The 21,307-nt window shown below is 39.3% G+C and carries 21 protein-coding genes, 3 tRNA genes and 1 pseudogene; 6 read left to right on the top strand and 19 right to left on the bottom strand.

What is annotated here, in order from left to right; translation table 11 throughout:
* From FIM44_RS07415 to FIM44_RS07425, 3 genes are all read right to left on the bottom strand, one after another.
* A partial coding sequence (locus FIM44_RS07415) for a glucokinase (RefSeq protein ID WP_140579593.1) occupies positions 1 to 824 on the bottom strand: 824 nt, incomplete at its 3' end.
* Entirely contained in the window at positions 811 to 1,494 is a 684-nt protein-coding gene (pgl, locus tag FIM44_RS07420) for a 6-phosphogluconolactonase (protein ID WP_140579594.1), read from the bottom strand. The genes FIM44_RS07415 and pgl, both read right to left, overlap by 14 nt.
* Positions 1,495 to 1,504: 10 nt before the next feature.
* Positions 1,505 to 2,782, bottom strand: a complete 1,278-nt coding sequence (locus FIM44_RS07425) for a glucose-6-phosphate dehydrogenase (protein ID WP_140579595.1) — start codon at positions 2,780 to 2,782, stop codon at positions 1,505 to 1,507.
* 65 nt (positions 2,783 to 2,847) lie between these two features.
* On the opposite strand from FIM44_RS07425, the gene edd reads away from it, so the two are divergent.
* The 3 genes from edd (at position 2,848) to hcpC (ending at position 6,253) form a co-directional block, all read left to right on the top strand.
* Positions 2,848 to 4,674 carry a phosphogluconate dehydratase gene (edd, locus tag FIM44_RS07430; RefSeq protein WP_140579596.1) on the top strand — a complete coding sequence of 609 codons (1,827 nt, stop codon included), beginning with the start codon at positions 2,848 to 2,850 and terminating at the stop codon, positions 4,672 to 4,674.
* A 10-nt stretch (positions 4,675 to 4,684) separates the two neighbouring features.
* Positions 4,685 to 5,311 carry a bifunctional 4-hydroxy-2-oxoglutarate aldolase/2-dehydro-3-deoxy-phosphogluconate aldolase gene (locus FIM44_RS07435; RefSeq protein WP_140579597.1) on the top strand — a complete coding sequence of 209 codons (627 nt, stop codon included), beginning with the start codon at positions 4,685 to 4,687 and terminating at the stop codon, positions 5,309 to 5,311.
* 69 nt (positions 5,312 to 5,380) lie between these two features.
* Entirely contained in the window at positions 5,381 to 6,253 is an 873-nt protein-coding gene (gene hcpC, locus FIM44_RS07440; protein WP_140579598.1) for a Sel1-like repeat protein HcpC, read from the top strand.
* A gap of 189 nt (positions 6,254 to 6,442) precedes the next feature.
* On the opposite strand, the gene FIM44_RS07445 is transcribed toward hcpC, so the two are convergent.
* From FIM44_RS07445 to FIM44_RS07460, 4 genes are all read right to left on the bottom strand, one after another.
* Positions 6,443 to 7,195 (bottom strand): SDR family oxidoreductase, encoded by a 753-nt coding sequence (locus FIM44_RS07445; RefSeq protein WP_140579599.1) that lies wholly within the window; start codon positions 7,193 to 7,195, stop codon positions 6,443 to 6,445.
* A gap of 20 nt (positions 7,196 to 7,215) precedes the next feature.
* Positions 7,216 to 8,751, bottom strand: coding sequence for a hypothetical protein (locus FIM44_RS07450; RefSeq protein ID WP_140579600.1), 1,536 nt, complete (start codon positions 8,749 to 8,751; stop codon positions 7,216 to 7,218).
* Between the two features lie 433 nt (positions 8,752 to 9,184).
* Positions 9,185 to 9,260, bottom strand: a tRNA-Ala gene (locus FIM44_RS07455).
* A 16-nt stretch (positions 9,261 to 9,276) separates the two neighbouring features.
* A tRNA-Ile gene (locus FIM44_RS07460) sits at positions 9,277 to 9,353 on the bottom strand.
* A 113-nt stretch (positions 9,354 to 9,466) separates the two neighbouring features.
* Here FIM44_RS07460 and galE point away from each other — a divergent pair.
* Positions 9,467 to 10,501, top strand: a complete 1,035-nt coding sequence (gene galE, locus FIM44_RS07465; protein ID WP_140579601.1) for a UDP-glucose 4-epimerase GalE — start codon at positions 9,467 to 9,469, stop codon at positions 10,499 to 10,501.
* On the opposite strand, the gene truA is transcribed toward galE, so the two are convergent.
* Genes truA through FIM44_RS07485 form a run of 4 tightly spaced genes read right to left on the bottom strand, consistent with a single transcriptional unit; the run spans position 10,495 to position 13,936 of the window.
* Positions 10,495 to 11,223, bottom strand: coding sequence for a tRNA pseudouridine(38-40) synthase TruA (gene truA / locus FIM44_RS07470; RefSeq protein WP_140579602.1), 729 nt, complete (start codon positions 11,221 to 11,223; stop codon positions 10,495 to 10,497). The genes galE and truA overlap by 7 nt on opposite strands.
* Positions 11,224 to 12,261, bottom strand: coding sequence for an LptF/LptG family permease (locus FIM44_RS07475; RefSeq protein WP_140579603.1), 1,038 nt, complete (start codon positions 12,259 to 12,261; stop codon positions 11,224 to 11,226).
* Positions 12,262 to 12,271: 10 nt separating this feature from the next.
* Positions 12,272 to 12,901: a protein-L-isoaspartate O-methyltransferase gene (gene pcm, locus FIM44_RS07480; protein WP_140579604.1), complete on the bottom strand. Its 630-nt coding sequence runs from the start codon at positions 12,899 to 12,901 to the stop codon at positions 12,272 to 12,274.
* A gap of 9 nt (positions 12,902 to 12,910) precedes the next feature.
* The gene (locus tag FIM44_RS07485) at positions 12,911 to 13,936 is read right to left on the bottom strand and encodes a ribonucleotide-diphosphate reductase subunit beta (RefSeq protein WP_000453999.1); all 1,026 of its coding nucleotides are present in this window, start codon (positions 13,934 to 13,936) and stop codon (positions 12,911 to 12,913) included.
* 199 nt (positions 13,937 to 14,135) lie between these two features.
* On the opposite strand from FIM44_RS07485, the gene FIM44_RS07490 reads away from it, so the two are divergent.
* A tRNA-Leu gene (locus FIM44_RS07490) sits at positions 14,136 to 14,220 on the top strand.
* A 38-nt stretch (positions 14,221 to 14,258) separates the two neighbouring features.
* Here FIM44_RS07490 and pseC read toward each other — a convergent pair.
* The 8 genes and pseudogenes from pseC to accB form a co-directional block, all read right to left on the bottom strand.
* Positions 14,259 to 15,386 carry a UDP-4-amino-4,6-dideoxy-N-acetyl-beta-L-altrosamine transaminase gene (gene pseC / locus FIM44_RS07495; protein ID WP_140579605.1) on the bottom strand — a complete coding sequence of 376 codons (1,128 nt, stop codon included), beginning with the start codon at positions 15,384 to 15,386 and terminating at the stop codon, positions 14,259 to 14,261.
* Complete coding sequence (locus tag FIM44_RS07500; RefSeq protein ID WP_078246935.1) at positions 15,383 to 15,982, bottom strand: Laminin subunit alpha-2 precursor; 600 nt, start codon at positions 15,980 to 15,982, stop codon at positions 15,383 to 15,385. Before FIM44_RS07500 ends, pseC begins: the two co-directional genes overlap by 4 nt.
* A gap of 92 nt (positions 15,983 to 16,074) precedes the next feature.
* Positions 16,075 to 16,573, bottom strand: a pseudogene (locus FIM44_RS08855) (restriction endonuclease).
* A 15-nt stretch (positions 16,574 to 16,588) separates the two neighbouring features.
* The gene (locus FIM44_RS07510; RefSeq protein WP_140579606.1) at positions 16,589 to 17,581 is read right to left on the bottom strand and encodes an SAM-dependent methyltransferase; all 993 of its coding nucleotides are present in this window, start codon (positions 17,579 to 17,581) and stop codon (positions 16,589 to 16,591) included.
* A gap of 175 nt (positions 17,582 to 17,756) precedes the next feature.
* Entirely contained in the window at positions 17,757 to 18,290 is a 534-nt protein-coding gene (locus tag FIM44_RS07515; protein ID WP_120881442.1) for an FkbM family methyltransferase, read from the bottom strand.
* A complete protein-coding gene (locus FIM44_RS07520) occupies positions 18,257 to 18,739 on the bottom strand; it encodes a hypothetical protein (protein ID WP_140579607.1) in 483 nt (160 codons plus the stop codon). Before FIM44_RS07520 ends, FIM44_RS07515 begins: the two co-directional genes overlap by 34 nt.
* 22 nt (positions 18,740 to 18,761) lie before the next feature.
* Positions 18,762 to 20,129 carry an acetyl-CoA carboxylase biotin carboxylase subunit gene (locus FIM44_RS07525; RefSeq protein WP_033124075.1) on the bottom strand — a complete coding sequence of 456 codons (1,368 nt, stop codon included), beginning with the start codon at positions 20,127 to 20,129 and terminating at the stop codon, positions 18,762 to 18,764.
* A gap of 5 nt (positions 20,130 to 20,134) precedes the next feature.
* On the bottom strand, positions 20,135 to 20,605 hold the full coding sequence (gene accB / locus FIM44_RS07530; RefSeq protein ID WP_001053806.1) for an acetyl-CoA carboxylase biotin carboxyl carrier protein: 471 nt from the start codon (positions 20,603 to 20,605) through the stop codon (positions 20,135 to 20,137).
* 123 nt (positions 20,606 to 20,728) lie between these two features.
* Here accB and dcd point away from each other — a divergent pair, with 123 nt between their 5' ends.
* The gene (dcd, locus tag FIM44_RS07535) at positions 20,729 to 21,295 is read left to right on the top strand and encodes a dCTP deaminase (RefSeq protein ID WP_140569773.1); all 567 of its coding nucleotides are present in this window, start codon (positions 20,729 to 20,731) and stop codon (positions 21,293 to 21,295) included.
* Positions 21,296 to 21,307: the final 12 nt, after the last annotated feature.

Here is a 21,307-nt window from a genome sequence, read left to right on the forward strand (position 1 = left end):
CACAAATACACGCCCCCCCTAGCCCCCAAAGTGAGAGCCACATCAGCAGCGAGCGTGCCTAACATGGAGCAAAAAGTATCCAGGGTCAATCGGCATATGGGGTAATCCCCATTCAAAGCGCGTTCGCTAATGATTTGTGGGGTTAATTCGGCCTTGCTTAACTTCGCTGCTTTTTCTAAGCCTTTGCGCTTAGACAGGGCTTCATAAATCAACACCAAACCACTCCCACTCAAAAACCTTTCCGCGCTCACATGGTTGAATTTAGAGCGGGCGTATTGCCACACTAAAATTTCTAGATCATCAAAAGGGGCAAAGCTCACATGCCCTCCTTCACCGGGCAAGACTTTTAAAGAGCCATCGCTGTTTTGGATAAGAGTGCTTACCCCAAGCCCAGTTCCTGGCCCTAAAATCGCTTTAGGAGCGTTGATTTCGCACTTAATCCCGCCTATTTGAGCCAGATCGTTTTCTTGCATCGCGCTAATGGCATAGGCTTGCGCGACAAAATCATTGATGACAAGCAATTTTTTTAAACTCAAACATTGCCGTGTCGTTTCAATAGAAAAAGTCCAGTGGTTGTTAGTCATTTGGACAAAATCCCCCATAATGGGCGTAGCCACAGCAAAAGAGCCATAAATAGGGTGCAGTTTAAGACTTTCTTTGCATTTAGAAAGGTAAAACCGCACTGCATCGCTCAAGCTTTCAAAATCTTCGCACCGCAAGACTTCAATGCATTCAATCTGTCGTGGGGCGACTTCTAAACCAAAGCGTGCGTTCGTGCCACCAATATCGGCTAATAGTCTTGGGTAAGTTTCAGTTTTTGGCATAAAACACCTCCGTGGTAACTTTTTGAGAATGTAAAATCCGAGCAATTGGCAGAGAATAGGGAGCGTTTTCTGTTAAAGCTTTTTCTAAAACTCCCCTTTTTTGCGCTCCGCTAACGCTTAAGAAAAGTTTTTCGCAATTTTCTAAGGCGTTAATAGACATGCTCAGGCGCTCATAAGGAGCGTTGGCTGGCTTAGTTAGGACGATATTTTCTTTTTCTTCGTTTAAAAAAGCGCTCGTTTCAGGAAAAAGGCTAGCCGTATGCCCATCAGTCCCCATGCCCAAAATGGCTAAATGGGGCTGTTTGAAATGCTGGTTAGCGAAATTAAAAAGCGTGTTTGTATCGCTAGAAATCTTTTCAGGCAAAAGCGGGATGAAAGAAGCTTTTAAAGCGTTATTTTGCAACAAGTAGTCGTGTAATAATTTAGTGTTGCTGTCATTGTGGCTTGTGTCTATGATGCGTTCATCCACCAAACTGATTAAACACTCATGCCATTTGAGATCCAAGACGCTTAATTTTTGCAACAAACCAATGGGCGAACGGCCCCCAGAAAAAGCGATAGAAACTTGATGGTGCTTTTTTAAGGCGGTGTTAAAAAATGCTTTAAAACGCTCTATTAAAGCCTTGTGGCAATCTTTCAAATTTTCAAATTCAAACAATTGATAACCCATGAAATCCCTTTTATTGATAGAGTGGTTTTAAAAATTCTGATTCGTTTAGATTATGGCTTTCATAGGAATGTAAGGGCGTGGCGTTATTCATAAAACCTTCTATGAGCGTGTCAATAAAAACCCATGACGCTTCTAACTCCAACTGGTGGGCGAAATTATTGTGGTTGTTTTGTATCGCATCATAGAGCAATTTAGCGTAGGGCTGTAAAAATTCTTGTTTGTGATGGGTTTCTAAAATAAGGGGGTTTTGATGATCTTTTAGGGTGAGGGTGATTTTATCTTGAGAGAGGAAAAATTCTAGCGTGTTGACTGCGTTAAAATGGATTTTCACGCTCGCTTGGTTGTGGGGCATTTTTTTAGCGTGTTTAAGGTAGAAAGGCACGCCTTTAAATTTAGGCGTATCCAAAAAGGCTTTAATAGCGACAAAAGTCTCCGTCTGGCTCTCTTTATGGACCTTATTTTCATCTCTATAGCCTTGATATTGGGCCCGAATAACCTGTTTTTTAAAGTCTTTAGGAGGTTGTAAGGTTTTTAAAATTTTGATTTTTTCTTTCCTCAAATCCTTTAAATCCTTGGGTAAATCTGTAGCGATAAGGGATAAAACTTGCAAGAGATGGTTTTGAACCATATCCCTTAAAGCCCCAATCTTATCGTAAAATTCGCCCCTTTCTTCCACCCCCAAAGTTTCATACACGCAGATTTCAACCGCACTGATTTGATCCCATAGAATGTTTAAGATAGGGTTATTCAAGCGCAATTCAAGGATATTTTGAACGCCCTTTTTCCCTAAATAATGATCGATTCTAAAGATTTGCTCTTCTTTAAAAAAAGCGCTAATGCTTTGGAAAATTTCCTTACAAGTCTTTAAATCATGCCCTAAAGGCTTTTCTAAAATCAAGCACGCATTAGCGTGGTTGAGCGCGTTTTTGGCCAAATTTTGAGCGGTCGTTGCAAAAAAACTAGGAGAGATAGAAAAGTAGAAAATCAAGGGTTTATTTTTTGTAGCGATTTTACTCAATTCTTCAAAGTCTTTAGGGTTATCCAAACGAACGCAAACATAACTGATATGGGCTAAAAATTCCTCACCCTTTTCTCTTGAATGCAGTTGTGTCTTTTCGCAAAGAAGCACTAAAAATTCTTCATTGGACAGCTCCTTACGCCCAGATGCGATAATTTTAGAATCTTTTTTAAAACCATAATGGGTATAAATTTCATAGAGCGAAACAAAGAGCTTCCGCATGGCTAAATCCCCAGTCGCACCAAAAAGAACCAAATCAAAATCTAACATCAATAACCCTTTTAGAGTGTTTTTGAGTTATTATTATATATTAAATCTTAATTGAAGGGGTGTTCATGCCTAAGCATTCTTTAGAACAAATCAAAGAAAAAATTACAGAGCGTAGCAAAAAAACCAGAGAGCTTTATTTAGAAAATATCTTTAACCCTAAAAACCAGCCCAAGATTGAGAGCTTGGGTTGCGCGAATATTGCGCATGTTACAGCGAGCATGCCAGAGCATTTAAAAATGCCTTTAGGTTCGCATAAAAGAAAGCATTTTGCGATTATCACGGCTTATAACGACATGCTTTCAGCCCACCAGCCTTTTAAAAATTACCCTGACTGGATTAAAAAAGAATTGCAAGAGCATAACGCTTATGCGAGTGTCGCTAGTGGGGTGCCAGCGATGTGTGATGGTATCACGCAGGGTTATGATGGCATGGAATTGAGCTTATTCAGTAGAGATGTGATCGCGCTAAGCACCGCCGTAGGGTTAAGCCATAATGTTTTTGACGGGGCGTTTTTTTTAGGCGTGTGCGATAAAATCGTGCCAGGCTTGCTCATAGGAGCGTTAAGCTTTGGGAATTTAGCGAGCGTGTTTGTGCCAAGCGGGCCTATGGTGAGCGGAATAGAAAACTATCAAAAAGCCAAAGCGCGCCAGGATTTTGCAATGGGAAAGATCAACAGAGAAGAGCTTTTAAAGGTGGAAATGCAAAGCTATCATGATGTGGGCACTTGCACTTTTTATGGCACGGCTAATTCTAACCAAATGATGATGGAGTTTATGGGGTTGCATGTGGCTAATTCTAGCTTTATCAACCCTAACAACCCCTTACGGAAGGTTTTAGTAGAAGAGAGCGCTAAAAGATTAGCGAGCGGGAAAATCTTGCCTTTAGCCAAACTTATTGATGAAAAAAGCATTCTTAACGCTCTCATAGGCTTAATGGCAACCGGAGGTTCCACTAACCACACTTTACATTTGATCGCTATCGCTAGATCTTGTGGGATTATCCTTAATTGGGATGATTTTGACGCTGTTTCTGATCTCATACCTCTTTTAGCTAAAGTCTATCCTAACGGATCAGCGGATGTGAACGCTTTTGAAGCGTGTGGGGGATTAGCGTTTGTGATCAAAGAATTGTTAAAAGAGGGGCTTTTATTTGAAGACACGCATACCATTATGGATACCAAAACGCAACAAGGCATGCAAAATTACACCAAAACCCCCTTTTTAGAAAACGACCAATTGGTGTATAAAGACGCCATCAATCATAGCTTGAATACGGACATTTTACGCCCTGTTAGCGAGCCTTTTGCCGCTAATGGGGGGCTTAAAATCTTAAGGGGTAATTTAGGGCGGGCCGTGATTAAAATCTCAGCCATTAAAGATGAGCATAGGAAAGTCAAGGCCAGAGCGATTGTTTTTAAAACCCAAAGCGAATTTTTAGAACGCTTTAAAAATAAAGAATTAGAAAGGGACTTTGTGGCTGTCTTGCCTTTCCAAGGGCCTAAGTCTAACGGCATGCCAGAATTGCACAAACTCACCACGAATTTAGGGGCTTTGCAGGATATGGGCTATAAGGTTGCGCTGGTTACGGATGGGCGCATGAGCGGGGCGAGCGGGAAAGTGCCTAGCGCGATCCATTTAAGCCCTGAAGGAGCGTTAAACGGGGCGATCATTAAGATTAAAGATGGCGATTTGATAGAATTAGACGCTCCTAATAACGCTTTGAATGTGCTTGAAAAGGATTTTGAAAATAGGGGCATCAACCCCTTGTTTTTAGAAACCTTAGAAAATTTAGAAAAGCCTACTTTTGGGTTGGGTAGGGAATTATTTACAAGCTTGAGATTGAATGTTAATACGGCTGAAGAGGGCGGCATGAGTTTTGGCATAAAGGTATAAAGGAGATAAAATGCAAGATAAAATAATAGAAATTTTACAAATCAGCCCCATTGTCCCTGTGGTGGTGATTGAAAATATAAAAGACGCTGTGCCTTTAGCGCAAAGCCTGATAGAGGGGGGGATTCCAATCATAGAAGTTACTTTGCGTTCCAGTTGCGCTTTAGAGGCCATAGAGCTTATCGCTAAGAATGTGCCAAAAATGCGCGTGGGCGCTGGCACGATTTTAAATCTTACTCAATTAGAGCAAGCTCAAAATAGGGGGGCAGAGTTTTTGATTAGCCCGGGTCTTACGATAAAGCTTTTAGAACACGCCAAGAAAAAAGACATGCCCCTAATACCCGGGGTTTCTAGCAGTAGTGAAGTCATGCAAGCCTTAGAATTGGGCTATAGCGCTTTAAAATTTTTCCCGGCAGAGTATTGCGGGGGCGTTAAACTTTTAAACGCTTTTAATGGCCCTTTTAAAGGGGTGAAATTTTGCCCTACTGGGGGGATTAGTGCAGATAACATGCGTTCTTATTTGGATTTAGAAAATGTTTTGTGCGTGGGGGGGAGCTGGCTTACCCCTAAAAATTTGATTCAAAACAAAGAGTGGGATAAAATCACAGGAATTTGTAAGCGAGCGTTAGCTTTAGGATAACAAAGAGATCATGGCATTTTGTATTTGCTTAATAACACTATAATAAAATTTTTAATAAGGAGATACATCATGTTAGAAAATGTCAAAAAATCCCTTTTTAGGGTTTTGTGCTTGGGAGCGTTGTGTTTAGGGGGGTTAATGGCAGAGCAAGACCCTAAAGAGCTTGTGGGTTTGGGCGCAAAGAGCTACAAAGAGCAAGATTTCACTCAAGCTAAGAAATATTTTGAAAAAGCTTGCGATTTGAAAGAAAATAGCGGGTGTTTTAATTTAGGGGTGCTTTATTATCAAGGGCAAGGGGTGGAAAAGAATTTGAAAAAAGCTGCCTCCTTTTACGCTAAAGCTTGCGATTTGAATTACAGCAATGGGTGTCATTTGCTAGGGAATTTATATTACAGCGGGCAAGGTGTGTCCCAAAACACCAATAAAGCCCTACAATACTATTCTAAAGCGTGCGATTTGAAATACGCTGAAGGGTGTGCGAGCTTAGGGGGGATTTATCATGATGGTAAAGTGGTAACTAGGGATTTTAAAAAAGCGGTGGAATATTTCGCTAAAGCTTGCGATTTAAACGATGGCGATGGTTGCACGATATTAGGGAGCTTGTATGATGCAGGCAGAGGCGCACCTAAAGATTTGAAAAAGGCGCTCGCTTCGTATGACAAAGCTTGCGGACTAAAAGACAGCCCGGGGTGCTTTAACGCAGGGAATATGTATCATCATGGCGATGGAACGGCGAAGAATTTTAAAGAGGCACTCGATCGTTATTCTAAAGCATGCGAATTGGAAAATGGCGGAGGGTGTTTCAATTTAGGGGCTATGCAATACAATGGCGAAGGCGTAACAAGGAATGAAAAGCAAGCCATAGAAAACTTTAAAAAAGGCTGTAAATTGGGCGCTAAAGGGGCGTGCGATATTCTCAAGCAGCTTAAGATCAAAGTTTAGTTTGAATAAGGTTTCATTAAACGGCTTTAAAAAGCGCTCTTTTGTGGGTTAGGCGTATTTTGTGGGGGAGGATTGTTTCAAAACACTCCCTATTCTCTTAAAATAATGAGTTTAAAATAAAATAACCAAAACCCCTTTTTTTGAAGATCAGTTAAAGAGTTGTTAAAGTTTAAATTTATTCTTAAACCCTTAAGGGTTTTTATGGGTGGGTAGGGGAGCAAAAGTTTGGCTTATGGGCATGATTTCTATGCGGTTGATATTGACATGCAGGGGTTGTTCATAAATCCATAGCACGATGTTAGCAATATCTTGTGGTTTGAGGTAAATGGTGTTTTCATAGACGGATTGGGCTTTTATCTTATCGCCCTTAAAGCGCACCATACTGAATTCGGTTCCGCCGCACAAACCGGGTTCAACATTGCTCACTCTAATGTTAGTGCCAGCCAAATCCGCTCGCAAATTTAGAGAAAATTGTTTCACAAACGCCTTACTCGCTCCATAGACATTCCCTCCAGGATAGGCGTAAGTGCCAGCGATAGAGCCAAGATTGATGATAGTCCCTTGGTTATGCTCTATCATAGAGGGCAGGATCAAACGAGTGAGATACAATAACCCCTTGATATTCGTGTCTATCATGATTTCCCAGTCGTCTAGTTCGCATTCATAAGCCTTGTTTAAGCCTAGCGCTAAGCCGGCGTTATTGATTAAAGCGTCAATACGATCCGTCATGGAAAAAATAGTTTCTACCGCCCGCTTAGTTTCAAGCTTGTTTTTAAGATCAAAACACAGGGGAATGAAACGCTTGGGATAAGCGAGCTGCAATTTTTGTAAATTCTCTTTTCGCCTCCCTGTGCCAAAAACCACATGGTTTTTTTGTAAAAACGCCTTAGCGATTTCTAACCCAAACCCTGAAGTCGCCCCGCTAACTAAAATGTGCGCCATTTCCATCCTTTAAAATAGGGTTAAAAAAGCCCCTTAAGCCCTTTTTCAAGCTTTTCTTTGAGCTTATCATCTTTAAATAAATGGTCTAAACCTTTTTTAAGGGTGTCGTTTTTTAGGATTTCTTTCAAGCCTTGTTGCAGGTTTTGTTGGATGGCTTTTTCGTTTAAAATGAGGGAAAATTTTGGCTGGTGCATGTTGCCTTGAAGTTTCATTTTAAAAACGAATTTTAAAATTTCCGCATCCATGAGCATGTCCATTTGCTTGGTGTTTAAATCCAATAAGCCGTTATGGATTTTCAATTGGGTTTTTGGGCTTTTTAAGTTGAGATCAGAGAGCAAGCGTTGCTGGTTGATTTGGCTTACTAGATTGGCATCGTTATAAATTTCTTTAGTAATATCAAATTTAGAAATGGAGTAGAGGAAGTCGCTGAATGCATTTTTGAGAAATCTTGCGTTTTTTAGGCGGGCTTTCAATGTGCCTTGCTTAGCACTAAGGTCATAATCCAAGTTAGCGTCTGCAATGGATTGGAAAAACTTGGGGTAATGGAGTAAATCTAAGGCTTTTAAAGTGGAAATATTGGAAAAACGGGCTTTCAAATCTTTATTTAAAAGCGTGAAATCCAGAGTGCCGTCTAATAAATTTGAATGGCCGCTGACTTTTAAAAGTTTGGGGCTTTGCTCTATATCGCCTTTTAAAGTCAAGCTCCCTTTTAAGGGGTGGTTGATTATGTTTTGGAGTTTGGCTAGATTGGGTATTTCTAAAGTGTAGGGGGCATTGAGTTTTAAAACAGAGAAAAGGTATTCGCTTTTTAGGGCTGTAAAATTGGCTAAAGGGCTAGTCAGGGTGGTATCGCTGATGGCTTTGTTTCCTTTAAAGTCGCTTGAGTGCGAGAGGTTGAAAACAAGCGTGTCTTTAAGGTTTAAATGAAAAATTTGATTCATTAAAGCGTTGTTGATTAAAGCGTTATTAGCTGTTAGGATCAAATGCCCCTCTAAAGGCTTTAGAGAGTTAAAATCCGCTTGTAAGGACACTTTTGCGTTCGCATAAGCGGGGCGGTTGATTAAATAAAGCAAATCTTCTAAATTGGCGTCTTTTGCATTCAAACTTAAATGAGAAAGCTTGAAATCATTTAAAAGGGCGTTGTAGGCAGTGTGGGATTGAGCGACATTAGAGACGCCTTGAACTACAAGGGCTTTTCTATGCCCTTTAATGTTCCCAGAAGTAATAATAGCCCCCCTTAAAGGGTAGGGTATCCATTCTTTGAAAGAGCGTAAATCTTTAATGTCTATATGGTAATTCAAATCCACGCTTTGCTTTAAAAGCGAGAAATCCCCCTTAAGAATGAGCACAGAATCATCGTTGGCTTGAGCTTCAAAGTCTAAAGAGTTGAATCTCAATTTAAAGGTTTTAACGCTCAAATAACGCTCGTTTGGGTTGATTTTTTTCTCTATATACGAAGCGATGATTTTATTCCCCCATTCTGTGAAAAGGATAAGATAGGTTGTTAAAAGGCCGATTAAAAGAAGCGCGAGTATGGTATAAAGAAATTTTTTCATGTTTGTTTGTCCTTGAAATAAATTGAATAGAATATATTAGCTTGTTTTGTAAGGGTTTCTAACATTTTTTATAAAGCCTTAACGAAAGGCTTGAATTGAGCTGATAAAGAAAGAATCAAGCGCTCAAAACCCACAATTTAGTAACAACACGCTTACAATCATTGAAAAACCCAAAACCCTAAAATTTTAAGCCCCCTAGAACAAATATAAGCCGATAAAGCCGCCAAAGATAGAAAGCGAAAGATTACAAAGCAAAAGAGATTTTGCACAACAATATAAAGAACAAAGCAAACAAAAAATCTCAATCCAACTCAATCTTATCAAGGAGCTTTGAGTTAAAAGATTTGCGGCGTTAAACAAAGACGATCCAATCGTTTAAGATTTCTCAACCAAGACACGACTGATAAAAAGAAAAAATTTAAGGAAAAAATAATGGTGGAGAATAGCGGGATCGAACCGCTGACCTCCTGCGTGCAAAGCAGGCGCTCTCCCAGCTGAGCTAATTCCCCAAAGATTGTGAAAAAATGGTGGGCTTAGGAGGAGTTGAACCTCCGACCTCACCCTTATCAGGGGTGCGCTCTAACCACCTGAGCTATAAGCCCTTAAAGTCAATAAAGATGAAATTATAGGTTAAACTTTCTTAAAAAATCCTTAAATAATAAATGGGATTAAGATGTTATAATACTCATTATTTTTTCATTTTAAAAGGGGTTCTATGGCATTATTATTCACAGGAGCGTGCGGGTATATAGGTTCGCATACCGCAAGGGCGTTTTTAGAAAAAACCAAAGAAAACATCATTATTGTAGATGACTTAAGCACCGGTTTTTTAGAGCATATCAAAGCGTTAGAGCGTTACTACCCTAATAGGGTTGCGTTTATTCAAGCGAATTTGAATGAAACCCACAAATTAGACGCCTTTTTAAATAAGCAACAGCTAAAAGACCCCATTGAAGCTGTCTTGCATTTTGGGGCTAAAATCTCAGTAGAAGAATCCACGCGTTTGCCTTTAGAATACTACACCAACAACACGCTCAACACTTTAGAGCTTGTCAAACTTTGTTTAAAACATGCAATCAAGCGTTTTATTTTTTCTTCTACGGCCGTGGTTTATGGCGAATCTGGTTCAAGCTTGAACGAAGAAAGCCCCTTAAACCCCATTAATCCTTATGGAGCGTCTAAAATGATGAGCGAAAGGATCTTGTTAGACGCTTCTAAAATAACGGATTTTAAATGCGTTATTTTGCGCTATTTCAATGTGGCTGGGGCATGCATGCAAAATGATTATACCACGCCTTACACGCTAGGACAGCGCACGCTCAACGCCACGCATTTGATCAAAATCGCATGCGAATGCGCGGTGGGGAAAAGGAAAAAAATGGGGATTTTTGGCACTAACTACCCCACAAGAGATGGCACTTGCATTAGGGATTATATCCATGTAGATGATTTGGCTAACGCGCATTTAGCGAGCTATCACACTCTTTTAGAAAAAAATAAGAGCGAGATCTATAATGTCGGCTACAATCAAGGCCATAGCGTGAAAGAAGTGATAGAAAAGGTCAAAGAAATCTCAAACAACGATTTTTTAGTGGAAATTTTAGACAAACGACAGGGCGATCCAGCAAGCCTTATTGCCAATAACGCTAAAATCCTACAAAACACCCCTTTCAAACCCCTTTATGACAACCTAGACACCATTATCAAAAGCGCTCTAGATTGGGAAGAACACCTTTTAAGATTTCAATAATACACCCTGTGCAAATACAAGCCATTAGCCATTATGGGCATTCTTATAGTGGCTTTAATGTTATGGATTTGCGCTTGAATTTCAGCGAGCGTGATTTTTTCTAGGGAGTATTGAACGCACGCTTGAATGATCAAACGCACGCTGGAGCGCAAAAACGCATCGCCAATGATTTTAAACACCACGCACTCATGCCCCATGATAAAGGCTGTATAAGCCAAAGCGTTAAAAATGATGCGATTAGGATTGGTTGTAGCGCCGCCTTCTTTTTTAAACAAAGAAAAATCATGCTTGCCTGTGAATTGCTTTAAAGCAGTGTTTAACGCATCTAGCGAGCCATAATCCCCACAAGCGATATAAGGCACTAAAAAAGGCGTTTTTAAATTCTTCGTCAAAAGGTAACGATACGCTCTTTTTTGAGCGTCAAAACGTGCATGGAAGTTTTTTTCTTCTAGCTTTTTTAAGACAATATGCGGGGCGAGTTTAGGGGCTAAGTAATAAAATAATTTAGCGGCATTCCAGTGTTTTGGAGCGTGAAAAGACAAAACCTGGTTGTTCGCATGCACGCCTTTATCTGTGCGCCCGGCCGCAACCACAACGCTTTTAATCCCTAGCGCGTTTAAAGCGCTCTCTATTTTATCTTGAACGCCGAGTTTGTTGGGCTGTTTGGCATAGCCTAAAAAATACGCTCCATCATAAGCGATAGTAGCCTTAAAACAACGCATTCAATAACGCTTTAAAATGAATTTTCTAAACAACAAATAAGAGACAAACGCCCAAATAAAGGGGAAGAAAAAGGTCATCAAAAACAAATCCGTAGAAATCACATGCACCATTAAGAAATAAACCCCAACCGCTCCAAGGACATAAAAATAACTCCAATTCGTTTTGAATCGCGGGTTAGCGATGCCAAATAAGGGGATTAAAAACACGCTCGCTAAAGGGAACAATGAAACTAAAACCGCTTGAGAAAAACGGCGTTTTTGATTTTTATTAGCGTTTTTACCAAAGGCTTTTTTCCAATAACCTAAATAATCCGTGCCTTGCAAATAAGCCGCATCATTAGAATTGAAAGACTTGAGCTTGTTGCGCAAATGCAATTCTTCAAAATCAACTTTACGCATTTTATCGCCTTGAGTGAAATACGCATGACCGCTGTATAAATTCAATTCAAACACGCCGTTTTGGTTGTTGATATTGCCTTTTTGAGCCAGAATGAAGCTTTCTTGAGAAAGGCTTTTATTAGAAAAAAGCACTAAATTATCATAGGAATTGTTCTCAGCTTTATCCACATACACGAGCCAATCGCCTAATTTTTGCCCGAATTCACCCGCTCTGATGTTAATATCAATCTTGTCTTTTTTTTGACGCAAAAACCCGTAATAAGCGCTCTTAGAAGTGGGGATTAAAATAAGCGAAAACACCAATAAAATCGCGCTCACTAACAAACTTAAAGGCACAAACGCTTTAGTCATTTTTTTAGGCGAAACCCCTAAAGAGAAAAACACTAACAATTCATGGTCATAGCTAAGCCTTGAAAGCCCTAAAGCGCAAGCCGCAAAAAAAGTGATCGGCAAAATAAAAAAAATGGTTCCAGGCAAGGAATACAAAAAGAGTTGCACCAGATCCAAAAAGCTCACTTTAATCACGAGCGTTACGCTTGCAATACTGATTAATAGCACGATAGAGGAGATAAAAAACAGCACTAAAAAGAAAGAGAAAAAAACCTGCGAAACCGCCATGAAAAGATAGTGTTTAATCATGCCTTAATCTTTATTGCACCCCATCTACAACAGGCACGAACAAGCATTTTTCTAACACTTTTTGGACACGCAAGGCGTTATTTTGCTTCACAAAGCGTTTGATCACTTGCTCGTTATTTTCTTGAATGGGCGCGACTAATATCCCGCCTTCTTCAAGCTGATCAATGAGCACTTGAGGGATATTTTTAGCGCAAGCAGAAAACAAAATCCTATCATAGGGGGCGTATTGATCCCAGCCCTTATTCCCGTCAGCGAATTTAACATGAACATTGTTTAAACCGAGAGTTTTAAGGCGTAAGCGCGCTTCTATATACAGGCTTTCAATCCTTTCAATGCTAAAAACGCGCCTGAAAATTTGAGACAGCACCGCCGCTTGATAGCCGCTCCCGCAGCCAATTTCTAGCACGCTATCCACATGATCAATTTCTAAATATTGCGTCATTTTGGCCACGGTTAGGGGTGAAGAAATGTATTGTTGCGCTTGCATAGAAAGCGCGTTTAAAGTGTAGGCAAAATGTTTAAAGGGGGCTGGCACAAAAATCTCTCTTTCAATGCTCTCCATAGCCTCTCTCACTTTGGGGTGCAAATTGAAACGCTTATTGATTTCTTCACACATCAAATGGTTTTTAATACTATTCAAACAAGCCCCTTAAAAATCATCAAAACTCACGCTCCCTTTAGCGTAATTACTCACCCTAGCCTCAAAGAAATTAGAGCGCTGCTCATTGAAACTTGAAAAGCTCTCTACCCATTTAATGGGGTGTTGGACGCCATAAACTTTAGCGATACCCACCTTACTCAAACGGCTATCCGCTAAAAACTGGATGTATTGCTCAATCAAGCTTGAAGTGAGCCCTAAAATCTTGCCTTGCGTGATATAATCCCCCCACAAAGCTTCAATTTCTACCGCTTTTTTAAACATTCCTATGACTTCATTAATCAATTGTGGCGTGAATAGATCCGCTCTTTCATTCCTTAAAGCGTTGATCATGTTTTGGAATAAAATCAAATGCGTTACCTCATCTCTTTGGATAAAACGAATCATTTGTGCTGATCCTAGCATTTTACCGCTCCTAGCCAAAGTGTAAAAATAGCTAAACCCGCTATAAAAATAAATCCCCTCTAAAATCTGGTTAGCAAAAAGCGCTTTGAGAATGTTTTCTTCTGTAGGGTTTTTGGCTAATTCCATATACACTTGCGCGATATAGTCATTCTTGCTTTTTAATTGCATATCGTTACGCCACATGTCATAAATCTCTTCAGTATTCGCGCTTATGCTTTCTACCATCACCGCATACGCATGGCTGTGTAAGGCTTCTTCATAAGCTTGACGCACCAAACACAAATTGATTTCGGGGCTGGTGATGAAGGGATTGATATTGTCAATTAAATTATTCGCTTGCAAGCTGTCCATAAAAATGAGCTGTGCTAAAGCTCTGTCATAGCCGATCTTTTCTTCTGCGCTCAATTTCAAATAATCTCTTTTGTCATCATTCATGCTCACTTCTTCAGCAAACCAGGTGTTAGCGAGCATCGTTTTCCACAAATGATCCGCCCATTGATACTTGATTTTATTCAAATCAAACATGCTTGTAGGATTGCCCCCAAAAATCTTTCTTTCATTCACACTTTCTGTAGAATTGGGGTTGTAAATTTTCTTGCGTGAAACTTCCATTTTGTTCCTTAATTTCCTTAAAACTATCTCAATGATATAGTCTTGTTAGAATACCTTAAAAGAATTTAAAACCCCCTAAAAGCCAGAAAAAACTCCAAATTTTAAAAAACTTCAATTTTTCAGTATTTTTAAAGGATTAAAAAGCTAAAATACTGCTTCTTTATTTTCTACTTCTTATGTGTGCGATTGCGTGCGGTGTGCGGAAGTGGCGAAATTGGTAGACGCACTAGACTTAGGATCTAGCGCCGCAAGGCATGAAGGTTCGATTCCTTTCTTCCGCACCATTCTTCATGATTAAGATTTGAAACCCTATAAATGAAACTTATTCTATCTTAAGATCCTCAAAAGTTTTTAAAACGCCATGAGCGATGTTTTGAACGCTCTCTAAATTCAAATTCGCATGACAAGGCAAGGAAATTTCAGCGTTATAAAAATCCTCCGCGCTTTTTAATGGGGCTGTATTGAAGAGCTGTTGATACAATTGGTATTGGTAAATGGGCTTGTAATGCACTTGGGCTAAAATGCCACGCTTGTGCAAATTTTCTAAAATGAGTTTTTTGCATGTAAAAAATTTTTGGCGTATTAAAATAGGATAAAGGTGGTTAGAGCTTTGATATTTTAACAAGGGGTGTAAAGGGGTGAAATAGGGGTTGTCTTTAAAAATCCTATCATAAACTAGAGCGATTTCTTCTCTTTTTTGCATTAAAAGGGGGGCTTTTTTAAGCTGGCTCAAACCCAAAGCGCTTTGGATTTCATTCAAGCGGAAGTTATGCCCTATGCTTTTGACTTCGCCTTCAAAAAAATCTTTTTTGAGCATGCCATGAGAGCGAAACCATTTCATTTTTTCATACAATTCGCCATCGTTAGTAACGACCGCTCCCCCTTCAGCCGTAGTGATAGGTTTAATGGCATGGAAACTAAACACGCTCGCTAACGCAAAGCCTCCTACTTTTTTGTTTTGATACTCGCTCCCTAGAGCATGCGAGCTGTCAGAAAGAAAACTCAAAGAATGCCTTTTGCAAAGCTTTTGAATGCTTCCTATTTCCACGCTTTTACCGGCATAATCCACGCTCACTATGGCTTTGGTTTTTTCGTTAATGAGCTTTTCTAGGGCCAATTCATCTATATTGCCATCGTTTTTAATTTCAGCAAATACGGGTTTGTAACCGCTTTCTAAGAGCATGTTAGCTGTCGCTACAAAGCTTATAGGGGTGGTGATTATTTCATTACAATCAGCGTCAAAATCGCTAAAATTCCTATAGAGCGTTAAAAGGGCTGAAGTCGCGCTGTTAAACACTAACGCATGCTTAACGCCCAAAAACTCGCACAAAGCTTCTTCAAATAACAGAGAGCGTTTGCCTTGCGTGAGCTGTTTAGAATTTAAAACCTCTAAAACAGCCTTTTTATCTTCTTCATCTAAACAAGGCTCGCTATAAGCAAACTCTTTCAAGCGAGTAAGTCTTGCAAGCGAGATGGGGTGATCTTGCTTGTGTCATGGACATCTTGGAATTTTTGAGCGTTCAGTCTTGTTTTATCTAAGGTGTTGTATTCCTTGTTCAAATGATTCGTTTCAGCGAGCTGTTTTTTCCACTGGTGCAAAGAGTTTTGAATGCTTTCTTTCTCACTTTCTAATGATTTTGAAAATTTCTCCAAAGCCTTCGTGTCATCAATATCAATATTGCTAGGGAGTTTCAAGCTATCATTGCCTGATTTTTGGTTGAAAGAATCAATCGCTTTGTCCAAACGGCTTTTGAAATGCTCAAAATCGCTTCGATCTTTTTCATTATTGTGAGCGTAAGCTTTAGAAATCCCCACCAATTCTTTAGCGTCTTTATCCATGCCTTTTAAGCTTTTGAGACGGCTTTCTAAATCCCCTATGGCTAGGTTATCCTGCTTAGCCTGTTTGGCTAATTTGATCTTTTCATCATTCTCTGAAAGATTTTGAATTTCCTTATTTTCTTCTTTTCTTGCGTGCGGACTAACCCTTTGGGTGTGGTAATCCCTCATCATCAAAGATGGGTTATAATGATTTGAAATCTTAGACATCCTATCCTCCACTTCATTTTATTTCTTAAAGATAAGATAAGCAAACTTTATTCCTAAAAACATTTTGATCCACTCAATTCTATCTAAAAATATTAATCTAACTCTAAAATCCTCTCTAACTCTTTGATGAGGTTTGTAATTTCTTTCAGTTCTTTAAGATTGAGGGTGAGCTTATAATTGACTTGATTATCAGGATTCATTGGCACCAATTGCTTTTTAAATTCATTTTGTTTCATAAAGTATTTTCTTTCTTTATGAATGTAGTTGATTTCATCTTTTTTAAAAACTCTATAAAGTAATTGGTCTTCGCACACTCCTAAGCAAATCAAAAAATCATAGTTGTATCGTGGGTTTATGCCATTGAACTAAAAAAGTGTTGTTGGTTCTGCCTTTTTGCGCTGTTTTGACCTCAAAAGACACACCGCTTTTTGTCATAATATCGTATTCATCATGAATAATGCCATCATTGATCACTTCATCTATAGCGTTAAGCACGCTTTTTAAAAACTCTTCGCCAATCTGCCCTATAGTGTTGGCTTCAAAATCTCTAATTTTTGAAAAAATAGCGTTGTAATCTTGCCCTAAATTCAATTCTTTATGTTTTTTTCAATAATTTTTAAAAAAGTTTGTTCCAAATCCATCAATTATCCTTTTATCCAAATGATCATGTAGGGCTTGAAAAATATGGCTTTTGCCTAAGTGATAGCAAGAATTAGTCGCTAAACTTGCGTATTTTGTCCAATCAATTTCTTTGAATAGTTTTTTTAATTTAGCGTTTAAAACCTTGTCAGCGCTAGTAAATACCACAGCAATACCAGATTGATACTTAACTTCCTCAAAGTTCTCTACAATTTGTGTGCTTTTATAAAAAGTTGATGAAATGTAAAAAGACGCTTTTTGATTAAAAATCCACTCTTTACCGCATTCTCTGTTTTTAGCTAATGAAACCGTGAAAACCTTGATATATTCGCTAAAGGGTTCTTTATGGCGATTCTTATACCAAGAAAATTCACTTTTTTTATTTTGATATTTTTTGCTCCAAATTTGAAACACGCAATGCACATCCACTTCTTTATTTTTAAAATCTATAAACGCATTTTTTTCTAAGCGTTCGCTATAAAGCAGATTCAAACCTTTCACACGATATTTAATAGAGCCTTTTCCTTGACTTTCAAAGAACATGGGTAGGATGAAACACACAAAATCACAATTTCTAGCATGGTTGATAAATTCTAACGCCATAACCCTACGATGCCCAAAAGGAGGGTTGCCCAGGCAAATCACTTTTTGATGCGTAGGCAATTTATAATTTAAAAAATCGCATTGAATAAATCCATCTCTTTTAGGTTCAATGTCTATACCAATGCGTCTATTTTTAGGGAACAAGTCATAAAACACCCCATCGCCTGCACTTGGCTCTAAAAAAATAAAGTCATCCAGATTTTCGTATTTTTTAATAACTTCACAAGCTTTTTGAAAGCATTTTAAAGCCACACTAGGCTTAGTGAAATACTGATCTAGAACATTGCTAGAATTTTCTTTCATCTCATTGCCATTGACATAGCGTTTAGGGGTAACTTCTTTAAACAAGGTTTGCATGAAAAAACTTTACTATAAAATCATAAAATTTAATGCTGATTTTTTCTGATCGTTTAAAATCCTTAAATCATGCTTAAGAAAATCCTTAAAACTTAAAAATTTTCTTCTAAATACTTCGTGTGGATTTTTGCTTGCCTGAAATCCGCATTTTCAAGCATTTCAAAACAAAAAGACTTCAGCCTCCATACCAGTTTCTGGGTAAAATAAGCGTGGGGTGTTCAACCACATTGTCAGTGTCTAATGGATGTGGGAACTCATCGCAATAGCCCAAGATATGTTTCACCCGATCCTTTCTGATGAAAGTGCACTCTATGACTTCAACGATACTCACCCCATTGTGATGGTGAGGGGTGCAACAATTATTGGGGTGCAAATGCACGCAATAATGCGTTTTTAGAATTTTATTTAAAGCGCTTTGAACTATTTCAAAATAGTTGTTATCCCACAAATATTTCAGACAATGGATTTCTAAAGCAATGATTCTGAAACGATTCAATAGTGCATCGCTCGCACTGATGAGAGCGAGATATTCGCCCCCTTCAATATCCATTTGCAACATTAAATCCCCTTCGCCCACTTGAGAGTTATTAACCCAAGTGTCTAGTGTAATAAAATCTTCATTGTCAGTGCAACCGATGAACTTTTTGATAAAGGAGTAGTTTTCTTTAGGGATATTCAGTATCGGTTCATTGACCGACTTGTCTGCCATATATATATATATATATCGTTATGGTTTGCAAGTTTGCGTTGACGATAAAAATCTTCTTCAAACGCGCTCTCACCTCCCACACCTGGAGAAAAGAGTGCTCTAATCCCCTTAAAATCATTGGGTATCAAATAGCCCCCATCATGTTTTGCCCCAAAACGCACCAATTCATGCTCGGTCTTAATGGGGTGCAAGCTCTTGATGAACCCTTCAACCTTCTCGTTAGGGGTTTCAACAAACAATTCATTGATAGACATTACCCTTTCAGCTCGCCAAAGAATGGAATTGACCTGATTAGCTATAGAGTTGATTTGCTCTTTAAACGATCCTAGAGTTTCAACATTAGAACGAATCTGCTCTTTAATCGCTCCCAAATTTTCAACATGATGATACGCGTTTAAAAACCGATTGGGTAACAAACCCTTAAGAACCCTTTTAATCACTTGCTTCATTAAAATCTCCTTGCAATTAAGTTTAAAAATTTTCTTCTAAATACTTCGTGTGGATTTTTGCTTGCCTGAAATCCGCATTTTCAAGCATTTCAAGGTGGAAAGGAATGGTCGTTTTAATGCCTTCTACTTTAAATTCCTTTAAAGCCCTTTTCATCTTAGCGATCGCTCTTTCTCTGTTTTCACCCCATACAATGAGCTTGCCAATCATAGAATCATAGTGTGTAGGCACGACATAATGGGCATGCGCATGCGAATCAAGACGCACATTCACCCCACCAGGGGCGATCCATTCGGTGATTTTACCCGGGCTTGGGTAGAATTTTTTAGGATCTTCTGCAGTGATCCTGCATTCTATCGCATGCCCTTTGAGAGAAAAGCTTTCTTGCTTGGGTAGTTTCTCGCCTTGAGCGATTTTAATCATCCATTCAATGAGGTTTAACCCGCTCACCATTTCGCTAATGGTGTGTTCCACTTGCAAACGAGTGTTCATCTCCATGAAATAAAAATCTTTCATGTTAGAATCGAGCAAAAATTCAAAAGTCCCAGCCCCCACATAGCCGATATATTTAGCGGCCTTGATCGCTGTTTCTAGCAAACGCTTACGAATACCCTCTTCTAAAACCACTGCCGGGGTTTCTTCAATGAGCTTTTGCTGGCGTCTTTGCACCGAACAATCCCTTTCGCCCACATGAATGACATTGCCATGCTTATCGGCTAGAATTTGGACTTCAATGTGCTTGGGCTTGTTGATGAACTTTTCTAAATACACGCTCCCATCGCCAAATGCGCTCAAAGCTTCCGTTTCTGCGGCTAGATAAAGGTTTTTAAGCCTGGATTTATCTTCTACGACACGCATGCCTCTCCCGCCCCCACCAGCGGCCGCTTTAATGATGACAGGGTAGCCGATTTTATCAGCGATTTCTTCAGCTTCTTGATAGCTTTTAAGCAACCCATCACTGCCCTCAATCACAGGCATGCCGGCTTCTTTCATCACGCTTTTGGCTTTGGATTTGTCGCTCATTAAAGCCATGACTTTCGCGCTCGGACCAATAAATTCTAAAGAATGGTGCGAGCAAATCTCTACAAAATTCTGATTCTCGCTCAAAAACCCATACCCGGGGAAAATTGCATCCGCTTCAAACAATTCCGCCGCGCTAATGATCGCAGGGATATTCAAGTAACTCTCGCTGGATTTTGCCCCTCCTATACACACTTTTGCGTTAGCCGTATTGAGATAGTGGGCGTCTTTGTCAGCGATAGAATAAATGGCTATGGATTCTTTACCCATTTCTTGAATGGTTTGGATCGCTCTTAAAGCGATCTCGCCTCTATTAGCGATCAAAATGCGTGAAAGCTCTTTTTTTTCTACCTTTTTATTTTCTTTATTCATGGATTTTAGAGCTTTTCAACTTTGATGAGTTTCGTGCCGTATTCTACCGGTTGAGCGTCTCCCACTTCAACAGAAACCACCTTGCAAGGGTATTCCACTTCAATTTCATTCATGATTTTCATCGCTTCTACAATGCCCACGATTTGCCCTTTTTTAAGCGTATCGCCGGCTTTGACATAAGGCTCAGCCCCAGGTGAGGGCGCATGATAAAAAGTGCCTACCATAGGCGAAAGCACGAAATCTTCTTTTTTATCTACAATGGGAGTGCATACCATAGGCACAGGAGTTTGAACGCTTGGCATGCTCGCTTCTACCATAATGGGAGCTGGAGAATGGGCGGAACTTAGCGCATTTTTTTTCGCATAAGCGGATTCTTTATCCAAAACCAATTCAAAATGCTCATGCTTTAATTTCAAATGCCCTAAATCAGAAGCTTTAAATTCTTTGATCAACTCTTCAATTTCAGAAAGGTTCATAACGATTTATTCCTTAATATTATTTTAAAATATGCCACAAACACATAATCTTACTAAGCGTTTTAGCAAAAAATTATTGTTATAATAACATAATTATTAACAAACTTTAAAGGCTTTGTGCGTATGGGATTAAAAGCGGATTCTTGGATTAAAAAAATGAGTTTAGAGCATGGCATGATTAGCCCTTTTTGCGAAAAGCAAATCGGTAAGAATGTGATCAGCTATGGTTTGAGCAGTTATGGGTATGATATTAGGGTGGGGAGTGAGTTCATGCTCTTTGATAACAAAAACGCTTTAATTGACCCTAAAAACTTTGACCCTAACAACGCGACTAAAATTGATGCCAGTCAAGAGGGCTTTTTTATCTTACCCGCTAACGCGTTCGCTCTAGCCCATACGATAGAGTATTTTAAAATGCCTAAAGACACCTTAGCGATTTGTTTAGGCAAGAGCACTTACGCCAGGTGCGGGATTATTGTGAATGTTACGCCTTTTGAGCCGGAATTTGAAGGCTATATCACGATTGAAATTTCTAACACCACTAACCTACCGGCTAAAGTCTATGCCAATGAGGGGATCGCGCAAGTGGTGTTTTTACAAGGCGATGAAGCGTGTGAGCAAAGCTATAAAGACAGAGGCGGTAAGTATCAAGGGCAAGTGGGCATCACTTTGCCTAAAATTTTAAAGTGATTTGAAGAAAGA

It is taken from the genome of Helicobacter pylori, assembly GCF_006440215.1.
Taxonomy (GTDB): Bacteria; Campylobacterota; Campylobacteria; order Campylobacterales; family Helicobacteraceae; genus Helicobacter; species Helicobacter pylori_CS.